This window comes from Ruegeria sp. AI2 (assembly GCF_056541275.1).
Genome location: NZ_JBQFYB010000021.1, coordinates 1 through 11,982 on the forward strand (window position 1 = coordinate 1; position 11,982 = coordinate 11,982).

At 55.2% G+C, this 11,982-nt stretch carries 11 protein-coding genes; 10 read left to right on the forward strand and 1 reads right to left on the reverse strand.

Going from position 1 to position 11,982, the window contains the following annotated elements:
- Positions 1–410: 410 nt before the first annotated feature.
- Entirely contained in the window at positions 411–1,064 is a 654-nt protein-coding gene (locus ACR0LL_RS19835; protein ID WP_209506749.1) for a GntR family transcriptional regulator, read from the reverse strand.
- Between the two features lie 208 nt (positions 1,065–1,272).
- Between ACR0LL_RS19835 and ACR0LL_RS19840 the strand changes: the two genes are divergently transcribed.
- From ACR0LL_RS19840 to ACR0LL_RS19885, 10 genes are all read left to right on the forward strand, one after another.
- A complete protein-coding gene (locus tag ACR0LL_RS19840) occupies positions 1,273–2,355 on the forward strand; it encodes a Gfo/Idh/MocA family protein (protein ID WP_480588928.1) in 1,083 nt (360 codons plus the stop codon).
- Positions 2,356–2,455: 100 nt separating this feature from the next.
- A complete protein-coding gene (locus ACR0LL_RS19845) occupies positions 2,456–3,466 on the forward strand; it encodes a sialic acid TRAP transporter substrate-binding protein SiaP (RefSeq protein ID WP_480483577.1) in 1,011 nt (336 codons plus the stop codon).
- A 30-nt stretch (positions 3,467–3,496) separates the two neighbouring features.
- Positions 3,497–4,072 carry a TRAP transporter small permease gene (locus ACR0LL_RS19850; RefSeq protein WP_480483576.1) on the forward strand — a complete coding sequence of 192 codons (576 nt, stop codon included), beginning with the start codon at positions 3,497–3,499 and terminating at the stop codon, positions 4,070–4,072.
- Entirely contained in the window at positions 4,069–5,364 is a 1,296-nt protein-coding gene (locus ACR0LL_RS19855) for a TRAP transporter large permease (protein ID WP_170753386.1), read from the forward strand. Before ACR0LL_RS19850 ends, ACR0LL_RS19855 begins: the two co-directional genes overlap by 4 nt.
- Positions 5,364–7,250, forward strand: coding sequence for a bifunctional sugar phosphate isomerase/epimerase/4-hydroxyphenylpyruvate dioxygenase family protein (locus tag ACR0LL_RS19860; protein WP_480588930.1), 1,887 nt, complete (start codon positions 5,364–5,366; stop codon positions 7,248–7,250). The genes ACR0LL_RS19855 and ACR0LL_RS19860 overlap by 1 nt, the downstream gene beginning before the upstream one ends.
- On the forward strand, positions 7,180–8,124 hold the full coding sequence (locus ACR0LL_RS19865) for a shikimate dehydrogenase (protein ID WP_480588932.1): 945 nt from the start codon (positions 7,180–7,182) through the stop codon (positions 8,122–8,124). The genes ACR0LL_RS19860 and ACR0LL_RS19865 overlap by 71 nt, the downstream gene beginning before the upstream one ends.
- The gene (locus tag ACR0LL_RS19870; RefSeq protein WP_480588934.1) at positions 8,121–8,936 is read left to right on the forward strand and encodes a citryl-CoA lyase; all 816 of its coding nucleotides are present in this window, start codon (positions 8,121–8,123) and stop codon (positions 8,934–8,936) included. Before ACR0LL_RS19865 ends, ACR0LL_RS19870 begins: the two co-directional genes overlap by 4 nt.
- Entirely contained in the window at positions 8,926–10,095 is a 1,170-nt protein-coding gene (locus tag ACR0LL_RS19875; protein ID WP_480588936.1) for a Gfo/Idh/MocA family protein, read from the forward strand. Before ACR0LL_RS19870 ends, ACR0LL_RS19875 begins: the two co-directional genes overlap by 11 nt.
- A gap of 7 nt (positions 10,096–10,102) precedes the next feature.
- A complete protein-coding gene (locus ACR0LL_RS19880; RefSeq protein ID WP_480588938.1) occupies positions 10,103–10,777 on the forward strand; it encodes a hypothetical protein in 675 nt (224 codons plus the stop codon).
- Complete coding sequence (locus ACR0LL_RS19885; RefSeq protein WP_480588940.1) at positions 10,770–11,960, forward strand: Gfo/Idh/MocA family protein; 1,191 nt, start codon at positions 10,770–10,772, stop codon at positions 11,958–11,960. Before ACR0LL_RS19880 ends, ACR0LL_RS19885 begins: the two co-directional genes overlap by 8 nt.
- Positions 11,961–11,982 lie beyond the last annotated feature (22 nt).

Sequence of the window (11,982 nt, forward strand, 5' to 3'; positions counted from 1 at the left end):
GCCCTATGAATACGTCTGCAAGATCTGGACTTTAGAGCCAGATCGATTCATCCTAAATCCGATCCACCAAATGCCGGGACTGAACACCTAATCACAATAGCTCTTTTGTGAGCGCTTCAATATTTCGCGGAATGGTTAAATTCGACAACCAACTCAGAATGTGGAATTAAAATCGACATTCACGATTAGGAGCCAATTGTCGCCTTTCTCAAGCGATCCCCGACGGCGGGCCTTTTAGATTTTGCGCTTGCAGCGAATGGCCGGAATCCGGGCACGGCTGCGGCATCTTGAGTGTTCGGCGAAGGTCCGGTTTGGGCCGCTCACAAACTTCTCGATTTAGATGTGGAATTTTGAGATATTCCATGCCAAATCGACCTGAAGACGTCGAGGCACACAATCCGCATGCCGCCTTACATAGCCTCCAACGTATGGGCGAGGCCATTTCTGATGTGATCTTCCAACAGTTTCTTGGCTGTATCAGCGTCTTTGGCCAACGCGGCATCGAACATGCGTTTGTGTTCTTGGGCTGCAACCTCACCTCGGTAGGTCAGTACGAGCATCTGATAACGAAGGTACTTGTCATAAATGATTGAGTGAAGGGATAAGAGGTTCTTGGAATTACAGGCTGCAATCATCGCTTGATGAAACTCTGAATCGTACCTCTTCCAGGTTTCCTTTTCAGAGTCATCTCCCTTGAGAAGCCGTTGCTCCATCAAATGCAGCTTGTGATGCGCAGCGACCAGGTTGCCTTCCCAGTCCGTGTCGCCATTCGCAATGGACAACTCCAACGCGTGGCATTCCAGCAGAACGCGCAGCTCTGAAATCTCGGTCAGGTCTTCTCGTGAAACTGGCGTGACTAGGAAACCCCGTTGCTCAGGAGCTTCGACAAATCCGTCGCTGGCGAGCCTGTTCAGCGTTTCACGAAGTGTCGAAAGGCTTGCCGAATAGCGTTCCTTCAAGGCGTCCAGCTTCAGTTTGGAGCCGGGCTGCAGCTCCCCGAAGATGATGTCCCGCTTGATGCGCTGATAGGTGCTTGCACCTATCGTAGACGGCTGTTTCGCCATGCGTTTCACCCGATATTTTTAGTTTCCTCGTTTAATTAGCATTTTTTAGAGACATCAGCAATCCAAACTGATGTATGGTATAAATAATAATATCATACATTATTGCGGAATCGCGAAAACCCCAATACGGTCGTGGCCAAATTGGGCAAGGCAGCCTGATCGCAATCAACGGTTTCGGGATTTTCCGGACCCTCCGGAAGGAAGCAAAGTGTCTAAGAACTTTCGCATTGCCATTGTCGGCATTGGTCTTGTTGGACGCCGCCACGCAGACGCTATCCGAGCGTTGCGCCATGTTGATCTCGTTGCGGTAGTCGACCCCAGTGATGAAGGTCGTGCTTACGCCGTTGAGCACGGGGTCGCATGTTACGAGACCCTCGAGAAAATGTTTGCAAATCAGACGCCAGACGGAGCTGTTCTTGCGACTCCGACCACGCTTCATGTTGAACAAGGCCTCACGTGTGTTCGACACGGTTGTCCTGTTCTTGTCGAAAAACCGATCGCCGTAGAAGCCACCGCTGCACTTGAGCTTGTTCAAGCTGCGGAGAAGGCCAATGTGCCACTGATGGTCGGCCATCATCGCAGACACAATCCTCTGATCAGGTCGGCTAAGGAAGCCATTGTCGATGGAAAAATTGGAGATGTGCGCGCTGTCCATGCGAATTGCTGGTTCTATAAGCCAGACGAGTATTTTGATGCTGCGCCCTGGAGAAAAAAAACCGGTGCAGGGCCCATCTCGGTCAATCTTGTCCACGATGTGGATCTGCTGAGGTACCTGGCCGGAGAAGTTGTGACCGTACAGGCTCAGTCGGCTGCATCGCAGCGGGGCTACGACAACGAAGATGTTGCTGGTGCGCTGTTGACGTTTGAAAGCGGGGCGATAGGGACCATAAGTGTTTCCGACAGCATCGTTGCTCCATGGAGCTGGGAGATGACGTCTCAGGAATATCCAATCTATCCTTCGACCACAGAGAGTAGCTATATGATCGGTGGCTCTCATGGTTCGTTGTCCGTTCCCGATCTTCGCCTGTGGAGTTACCAGAGTGAGCAACGGGACTGGTGGACGCCTATCTCATCGACCGCGCTGAAGAAGGGTGCGTCTGACCCTTTGGTCAATCAGCTCAGGCACTTTATTGAAGTAGCTCGGCACGAAGCAGTGCCGATTGTGTCTGGATGGGAAGGTTTCAGAACGCTTCAAGTTATTGAAGCTATTCAGAATTCTTGCAGAACAGGTGAAACGGTCAGAATCAAAAACTTACAAAAAACACCAATGGTAGATATGACGGCAGTATAAAATATCTGATATTTTGCAAAAAATCTTGCAAAATTTCCAAAATAGGTCAAAACTCTGAATCGCAAAAAAGAAGCATCATGATGTCTCAGGGAGGAGCAAAGTGATTACCAAACTTACCCGCCGGGCTGCTGTATCAGCCCTTGTTGCAACCGGTGTTCTGTTTGGCGCGACAAGCGGTGCGCTGGCGGAAGACAAAGTGCAACTTCGCCTCGCAACATCAGGATCGGAGACCGACCAGCGCTCGGTCGCTATGGCCGAGGTTTTCGCGCCCATGGTCGCTGATTTCGCAAGCTACGAGCCCAGCTATAATGGAACCATCTTTGCCCAAGGCACCGAGTTGGACGCCATCAGCCGGGGTAACCTGGAAATGTCGATCACCTCGGCGCAGGAACTGGCACAGTTCTTCCCCGAGTTTTCGATCTTTACCGCAGGTTATGTCCACCAGGACGCCGCGCATCAGGTAGCTGTCTTCAACGATCCCTTGATGGATGCCTTTAAGCAGAAGGCCGAAGAAGAACTAGGCGTCAAACTGCTGTCGGTCATGTATCTGGGCCGTCGTCAGGTGAACCTGCGCCAGCCCAAGGATGAGCTGACAGTCACGACGCCCGCAGACTTGGAAGGCGTGAATCTGCGGATGCCGGGCACCGACGCATGGCAGTTCCTTGGCAAGGCGCTGGGTGCCGCGCCGACACCGATGGCCTTCTCCGAAGTCTATACTGCGCTGTCGACCGGTGCCGTTGACGGGCAGGATAACCCGTTGCCGACCGTCGTCGACGCCAAGTTCTATGAAGTGACCAATCAGATCGTCCTGACATCGCATCTGGTCGACCTGAACTATATCGCTATCGGCAAGGAAGTTTGGGACGGGCTGACACCGGAACAGCAAGCCAAGGTTCAGGAAGCTGCGGACGCAGCAGCTGAATCAGGCCGCCAGAAGCAGCTTCAGAAAGAAGAGGATCTTGTCAGCTTCCTGAAAGAGCAGGGCATGGAGATTTACGAACCCGATCTCGCTGCGTTCCGCGATCAGGTACAGTCTATGTATCTGGACAGCGAATTCGCTGGCTCTTGGCCCGAAGGCGTTCTGGATCAGATCAACGCTCTGGGCAACTGAACCCAGTAAGACAGGGGAGGGAGAACCATAATGAAGGCCTTTATGAAGGGGTTCTCCCGACTGACCGAAGCGATTGCCGGCGGGATGCTGGCGGCAATCTTCCTTATCTTCCTTCTCCAAATTCTACTACGGTACTTCTTCACCCCAGCAGGCTGGACGCTGGAATTGATCGGCATTCTTTGGGTCTGGGTGATTTTCTTTAGCTGCGCTTTCATCGTGCGCGAACGGGATCACGTGAAGTTCGACATCATCTATCTTTCGGTGCCGATGCGCGTACGGCAGGTCTTTGCGATGCTGGCGGCCGCAGCGATCGTAGTCGGTATGCTCTACAGCTTCCTTCCGACGTGGGACTACATCGACTGGATGAAAATCCGCAAGACATCGACTGTCCGCAATCCGTTCTCCGGTGAGAAGATTCCGCTGCGCACAGTATTCTCGATTTACGCGGTATTCATGCTGGTCGTCGCAGCGCGCTACGCGTGGCTATTCTTCGACGTCATGCGCAATGGCCCACCAAAGACAGAGTTGGAACTGGTCGTTGGGTACAACGTGGTTGACGATCATCCCCGTGTCGACGTCGAAAAGGATGAGGAAGTTAAGAAATGAGTTTTGAACTTCTTTCCTGCCTGCTCGCTCTCTTTCTTCTGGCAGGCATCGGGACACCTATCGGCTATTCCATCCTCCTGGCCTCATTAGTGTACCTGGGCACGGCCGGACTGGACGTCGCCCTCGCGGGCGAGAAGATCCTGCAAGGTTTTTACAAAAGCACGATCCTGCTTGCCGTGCCTTTGTTCATCGTCGCCGCGAATATCATGAACGCTGGATCGATCACGGACCGTCTTTTGAACTTCTGCGTCGCTGCTGTCGGTCGTTTCAAGGGCGGCCTCGGGCACGTAAACGTGGTGGCGTCACTGATCTTTTCGGGTATGTCCGGCTCGGCCGTCGCGGATGCTGCGGGGATCGGGAAGATCATCATTGAAATGATGACCAAGGATGGCCGCTACAGCCGAGGCTACGCAGCTGCAATCACGGCGGCGTCGGCAACGATCGGTCCTATTATTCCGCCCTCTATCCCAATGGTTTTGTACGCGCTCGTTTCCAAGGCCTCCATCGGGTCGCTGTTCCTAGCCGGTATTCTGCCGGGCCTGATCATGGGCGTCGTCCTCATGGCGATGAACTATTATCTGGCCGGAAAGCGGAACTTTGCATTGGAAGAACCTGTTCCACTGCGCGAGTTGCCGGCTAAAACCGCCAACGCATTTCCGGCACTGCTGATGCCCGCAATCCTGCTCTACGGCATATATGGGGGCGTCACCACTCCGACCGAAGCTGCCGCCGTAGCTGCATTCTACGCCCTGCTACTGGCAGCGTTGTTCTACCGAGCGCTGACCTTCCGCGGCCTTTATCAGGTGTTCGTCGACAGTGCGCGCTCTTCCGCAGCCGTCGGGGTTGTCATTGGTGGCGCGTTCATTCTGAACTTCATCGTCATCCAGGAACAAATACCGCAGTCTATCTCGGCGCTGCTGGAGGGTTCCGATGTTAGCCCGATTGTGTTCCTGATCCTCGTAAACCTGCTGATCCTCGCGCTGGGATGCGTGTTAGACGCAACAACGATCATCCTGGTGATTGTGCCCCTGTTCATTCCAACCTGCGAGGCGCTTGGGATTGATCTGGTGCATTTCGGGGTGCTTGTCGTCGTGAACTCGATGATCGGTCTGATCACGCCGCCCTATGGCATTCTGCTCTTTGTGATCAACGCCGTGACGGACATTCCGCTACGCGAAATCATCTCGGAAATCTGGGCCTTCCTCGCGGTTCTCATCTTCGCCCTGGTGATCATGATACTGATGCCGGATCTGGTCCTGTGGTTGCCGCGTATGTTTGGATATCAGGGATAATGTGCCTCTCGGTTTCGACAACTTCGATCCCCGGTGATCTGGCCGAAAAACTAAGCACTATCGCTGACGCGGGATTCGGGGGTGTCGAATTACACGAACCGGACTTGACCGCTTTTGACGGGCCGCCATCGCAAATTCGGAACATTGCATCAGATCTCGGCCTGAAGATTTGCCTGCTGCAACCTTTCCATAACCTTGAAGGTCAGTCTGGCGGCGGACGGGAGCGCGCCTTTGATCGACTGAAGCGCAAACTCGACCTGATGAGCGAGTTGGGTACGGATCTGCTGCTAATTGGGTCCGCATTCGAGGTCGATGCCGCTGCGACCGAAGAACAGGTAATCGCAGATCTTGGCGAGGCGGCCGAAATAGCAAAGGCAATGGGGTTGCGTCTGGCCTATATGGGCTTGCCATGGTCGGATCTTATTCACTCGGATGAACAGGCGTTAGGCGTCGTTGAAGCTATCGACAGCCCTTATTTGGGGTTGGCCTTGAATTCCTTCTTCTCGCTTGCCGACGGGTCCAAACCAGCCCGCCTTCGGGACATTCCCGGAGATCGGCTGTTCCATGTGCAGCTATCCGATGCACCCCGACTTGAGATGGATATTCGCAGGCTCAAACGGCACTTTGGGCTTCTGCCGGGGCTTGGGTCGCTGAACCTTGCGGGCTTTGTGCGGGTGTTGTCCCGCGCTGGGTACAAGGGGCCTTGGTCTATTGCGCGTGTCAATGAAGCAGCTCCTCAACCCGGTGGCCTGACACTGGCCCGAGACAGCTACAGGTCGCTGGTGAACCTGTTAGATGAGGTTTCCCGGACCGAACCGGGAACAGATTTCGGCATCCCGGACCTGCCGGAACGCGTCTATGCGTCAGGCTTCGAATTCGTCGAATTTACAGCCGACGAAACAAGCGGCGCGCAGCTGGCAGATATGCTGTCAGCAATGTGTTTTCGAATGGAGCGAAAACACGTAACCAAGTCCGTCGAGCTGTGGCGGCAGGGCGCGATAAACATCGTTGTGAATACCGAAAAGGAAGGTTTCGCCCATTCGGCGTTCCTGGGTCACGGCCCCTCCGTGTGTGACATGGGGTTGCGTGTCAAAGATGCGGATCAGACGGTTCAGCGAGCGACCGCGTTGGGCGCGCCGAATTTCTCACAGCCGGTAGGGACCGGGGAACTGGACATCCCGGCCATCCGAGGTGTTGGTGGCAATGTTGTCCATTTCATAGATGAGAAATCCGATCTGCATCGGGTTTGGGACATCGAGTTCGAGCCAGTCGCCAAGACCAAAGCGATCCAGCCTGCCGGTCTGCGCCGCATCGACCATCTGGCGCAGACGATGCGTAACGATGAGATGCAAAGCTGGCTGCTCTATTACATTTCGACTTTTGAGATGGCAAAATCTCCTATCGTGAACGTTGCCGACCCTTCAGGTGTTGTGCAAAGCCAAGCCATCGAAAGCCCCGAGGGCGAAGTGCGTTTAAACCTGAATGGTGCAGTTGGGCGTCGAACACTGGCGGCTTCATTCCTTGAAGACGGTTTTGGCGCCGGTGTTCAGCACATAGCCTTCCAGTCGGACGACATATTTGAAACCTCAGCCCAATTGCGGAAGTCCGGCTTTCCCAGCCTGTCCATCTCAGAAAACTACTACGCTGATCTGCAAGCGACATTCGGGTTAAGTGAAGACCTGATCGCCCAAATGCGCAGGGATAACATTCTCTACGACCGCGCAGCGGGTTCCGAGTATTTTCAGATCTACAGCCGACCTATCTTTAACGGCTTCTTCTTTGAAATTGTTGAGCGCCGATCTGGCTACTCCGGCTATGGCGCGCGCAATGCTGCGTTCCGATTGGCGGCCCAAGCGCGACACCACATGGCGGAAGGAACAACCTGAAATGAAGGCGGCACTAATCGGCCAAGGTATTGCTGGCTCCATGACGCCTGAGATGCACGAGGCAGAAGGTCGGGCGCAGGGTATCGATCTGAGCTACGGTAGGATCGACACTGCAAAAGAGCCATTTCGTGGAATGTCGGTCGCTGATTTACTGCATTATTCCGTTGAATTAGGCTGCGCGGCGGTCAACGTGACGCATCCCTACAAAGCATCAGTCATTGATTATCTTGATGAGCTTTCCAAGACTGCTGAGGAGCTTCAAGCTGTCAACGCGGTGGTTTTTTGTGACGACCGAATGGTTGGCCACAACACCGACTACATAGGTTTCCACAGTGCCTTCGGAGATTTCTTGGGATCATCGAAGACTGAAACGGTTCTCATGTTTGGTGCTGGTGGCGCGGGCAGTGCAGTCTCTTTGGCTTTGCTTGATTCAGGTGTTCGAGACCTGGAGATCATTGATCCTGACTTCCACCGAGCGCAGGCGCTGGTCAGTCGACTAGAGGTCTTGCGCCCTTATGCAAAGATTCAGGGTTCCCCTTCGATTTCGTTGGATCGGATCGAACTTGTGGACGGAGTGGTCAACGCAACACCACTTGGAATGGACAAGTACCCCGGAACAGTCATTGAACCATCCCTGTTGCGGCCCGATGCATGGGTGGCAGACATCGTATATTTCCCGCTTGAGACACACCTACTGAGCAGGGCCCGCGCAACTGGGTTGAAAGTGATGAATGGCGCTGGAATGGCGGTTCATCAGGCTGCAGCGTCTTTTGAAATCTTCACCGGCTGTACCGCCTCAATCAGTCGCCTTCAAAACGTTTTCGATTCACTTCGTCAGCAGCGCATGCGCGAGTTTAATGGTGCAACGGTATGACAAACGACGAGCAAGCAATTCGCCAATGGTGGCGCACATCCATCATTGACATGAAACCTGGCAAGATCGCGTTTCGCGGCAACGCCATAGAGGACCTGATCGGGAACGTATCTTTTCCGCAGATGATCTGGCTGATGGTGCGGGGCGATCTGCCCAGCGACGCACAAGCGCGTCTGTTCGAAGCCGCTTTGGTCGCAGGCGTGGATCACGGCCCACAGGCCCCCTCAATCGCGGCGGCGCGCATGGCTGCCACCTGCGGGGTAGGTCTCAATAATGCGATGGCGACTGCGGTGAACATGCTGGGCGATGTGCATGGCGGAGCAGGCGAACAATGCGCCGAGCTGTACTATGATATCTCGGAACGCATGAATGCTGGGGCATCGCTGATTAATGCTGTTCAGGACGGTCTGGACAGCTGGCACGAGACGTACGGCAAGATCGTCTCGGGCTTTGGCCACCGTTTTCACAAGCCCGTCGACCCGCGCGCGCCCCGGCTGATGCAACTTGTTCGTGATGCGGCAGATGAAGGCACTGTTTCGGGTCGCTTTGCTGATATCGGAGAAGAGGTTCAGGCTGAACTCGGCCGTCAACGCGGCGGTCGGCCAATTGCCATGAATATTGACGGCGCGACAGCTGTGATCTTCTGCGAGCTTGGCTTTCCCGCGCCCTTGTCGCGGGGGTTGTTCTGCCTGTCCCGCTCGGTCGGAATACTCGCCCACGCTTGGGAGCAGATGAACCAGGGTGGCCGCAACAAAGGGCCCATGCCCCCGAATTACTTACCTCTCTACGAAGACAGGAATGATGACACGTGAGACATCGAAATCCTTCCGGGTCGGCCTTATCGGTTGTGGTCGTATCAGCGATATCTATTTAAAAACGCTATCCAAATTCTCAAACGTCGAGGTCGTGGCTTGTGCAAGCCTTGATCCTTCGGAAAGCCGCGCCAAAGCGGATCAATACGGTGTCGCCCAGGCCTGCACACCAGATGAAGTGTTTGACGATCCGACGATTGACTGCGTTCTGAATCTGACAATTCCGGCGGCGCATGCGGAAATCAGTTTGCGCGCGTTGGAGGCCGGCAAGCACGTCTATTCCGAGAAGCCGCTGGTTATGAATCGAACGGATGGTAAGGCGATCCTGCACACAGCCACTGAAAAGGGGCTACTGGTCGGTTGCGCACCCGACACGTTTCTGGGCGGTCGTTGGCAAACCGTTCGGCGCTTGATCGATGAAGGCGCTATCGGGAAACCAACAGGGATTTTTGCCCATGTCGGGACCCACGGGACGGAGCGCCACCATCCCAACCCGGATTTCTACTATAAGGCGGGTGGTGGGCCATTGCTGGACCTTGGGCCGTACTACCTGACCGCCATGATCTACTGCCTTGGACCCGTTGACCGGGTTGCCGGAATGGCTCGGCGCACGTTTGACAAAAGGATGATCGAAAACGGCCCTCGCAACGGCGAATGGATGAATGTCGAGGTGGACACACACTCCCTAAGCCTGCTGCAGTTCTCTTCCGGAGCAATAGGGTCGATGACCATGAGCTTCGACGTCTGGGACAGTGAAACTCCGCGGTTCGAGATCTATGGTGAAACCGGCACCATCAGTATCCCTGACCCTGACCCGGTTCATGGCGCCAACATGTTTCAGGGGGATGTCTGGCTGAAAACGCGGGATACCTCGCGCTGGTCTCATCAGCCCCGTCCAACCGGTCGTGCAGACTGGCAGGTTGTTGAAAACAGACATGGGTTTAACGAAGATAGCCGCGGGCTCGGCCTTTTGGACCTCGCCCTGGCGGCACAAGAAGGACGCCAACCCCGTGCAAGTGGAGCGCTTGCTTACCACATTTTTGAGGTCATGGACGCAATTGAACGGGCGCCAAAATTCGGCGCCTATCAGACGATAGAAAGCCGTTGCGCGGCTCCGGAGCCTTTGCCGGTCGATTTCCTTAACGATGAGAGGAAGTAGCTGGTCCATGCCGATTGAGACACTCGACTTTGCCCAGCCATTCTTTCGCGTCCAGCACATAACTGACGAGCGCAGAATTTCTATCGAGGGTCGCGCCATCGTCCTTAACCTTGGGGGGCGAAATTTCTCTGTCGAGGATCAGACCATTGCACCGCTTTCCTCTGTGATCGTGCAAGACAGCACGCTTAGCGGCGTGGAACGTGCTGTCATTGTCCACGGTTTCGACGCCCATTCCAATGACAACGAGTTGTTCGCATGGGTGAAAGATACATGGCCATCTGCATTCGACGTCCGGCAAGAGGAACGCTTGCGTGGCGTCAGCCACTACATGTCGCCGAAGGTCTTCGTGGGTAACGTTGGACTGACCATGTACCATTCCGGCTCGGTCCCTTTGAATGTCGGATTGCATAGGGATCATCCGTTCTGCCCGGTACCAGGGTTTCGCGAAGTGCATACGCAGATCGTTGGCTTCGGCAAAATGCAGCAATGTCGCGAACGGGATGTCGAGACCCTGTATCTCGAAGAATTCATGGCCCCCGGCACGACACACAAACCGATGTATGATGCCGAAGGCAACTATCCTTGGCATCAATACGAGACGATTACCCCCAGCATTTTCATGGCGGTGGAAATACTACCCGAGGGCGTACTGGTCCCGGAAATGGAGGTTCAGAATGGCTGAGAGACTATTACCAGAAAACCTGAACTTTGATGGTCCTTTCCCCCGCTTGTCTCGCCGTTTGCGGTTGGGCGTTGTTGGCGGTGGGCGTATCTCTGTCACGCAAGCATCGGCCGCGCGGATGACCGACCGGTGGGAGGTCGTCGCAGGAGCACTCAGTTCTGACACAGCGCGCAGTAAGGCGCGTGGGGCCGAGTGGTTCCTGCCGGCCGAACGGTGCTACGCGTCTTTCGAAGAGATGGCACAGGCCGAGGCGGCACGCACGGATGGCATAGATGCCGTCATGATCACGACCCCGAACCACGTTCATTTTGAAGCGGCCAAAGCGTTTCTGGAAGCGGGCATTGACGTGTTGTGCGACAAGCCCCTGACCAACGAAGTGGCCGAGGCCGAGGGGCTTGAGGAGATTACCGCGCGCACGGGACACATCTTTGCTGTCGGTTATGCGATGTCATGTTTTCCGGTGATACGGCAGGCCAAGCAGATCGTGGCCGACGGGGGCATCGGCAAAATCAACCAGATCCATGTCGAGTTCATGCAAGACTGGATGACGCCCGAAGATGTGGCCGATGCGCCTCATGTAAAGTGGCGGCTGGACCCCAATATTTCGGGTCCAACCAGCTGTGTCGGCGATATCGGCACCCATGCCGCGCATCTCGCCAGTTTTGTTTCCGGCCTGCCCTTGACCGACCTGCGGGCCGAGTTTCATGTCTGCGGCGCGCCAAAGCCTTTGGAAGACACGGTGTTCATGTTCACCCGTTACCAAAATGAAGTCCCCGGAACCTTGATGGCAACACGCCTTGCCCCCGGAAACCGGGGTGGGTTGCGCCTGCGCATATTCGGGAACGAAGGAGGCCTCGAGTGGGACCTAGAGAACTCGGAGCGGCTGAAATTCAATCGGTTTGGTGAACCGGATCATATCATCAGCCGAGGTCACGGGCATGGTATCGGACCCGGCGCAGAACGTTTGATCCGTACCGCGCGCGGCTTCCCTGAAGGGATTATCGAAGCCTGGGCCAACCTCTATACGGAACTTGCGATGGCCGTAGCCGCGCGTCGGGATGGCGTAACCGTTTCGGCCGATTGGCTTGCTTATCCCAGTGTCGAACAAGGCGCAGACGGTGTTCGATTCATTGACGCCTCTATGCGCTCTCACCAGTCCGGAGGGGATTGGGTCACTCTCTAAGGGTCTGCCTACACGAATGTAA

Coding starts and splice junctions, on each gene's coding strand:
- ACR0LL_RS19835 (WP_209506749.1), bottom strand. CDS start 1,064: ATGGCGAAACAGCCGTCTACGATAGGTGCAAGCACCTATCAGCGCATC.
- ACR0LL_RS19850 (WP_480483576.1), top strand. CDS start 3,497: ATGAAGGCCTTTATGAAGGGGTTCTCCCGACTGACCGAAGCGATTGCC.
- ACR0LL_RS19855 (WP_170753386.1), top strand. CDS start 4,069: ATGAGTTTTGAACTTCTTTCCTGCCTGCTCGCTCTCTTTCTTCTGGCA.
- ACR0LL_RS19860 (WP_480588930.1), top strand. CDS start 5,364: ATGTGCCTCTCGGTTTCGACAACTTCGATCCCCGGTGATCTGGCCGAA.
- ACR0LL_RS19865 (WP_480588932.1), top strand. CDS start 7,180: ATGGCGCGCGCAATGCTGCGTTCCGATTGGCGGCCCAAGCGCGACACC.
- ACR0LL_RS19870 (WP_480588934.1), top strand. CDS start 8,121: ATGACAAACGACGAGCAAGCAATTCGCCAATGGTGGCGCACATCCATC.
- ACR0LL_RS19875 (WP_480588936.1), top strand. CDS start 8,926: ATGACACGTGAGACATCGAAATCCTTCCGGGTCGGCCTTATCGGTTGT.
- ACR0LL_RS19880 (WP_480588938.1), top strand. CDS start 10,103: ATGCCGATTGAGACACTCGACTTTGCCCAGCCATTCTTTCGCGTCCAG.
- ACR0LL_RS19885 (WP_480588940.1), top strand. CDS start 10,770: ATGGCTGAGAGACTATTACCAGAAAACCTGAACTTTGATGGTCCTTTC.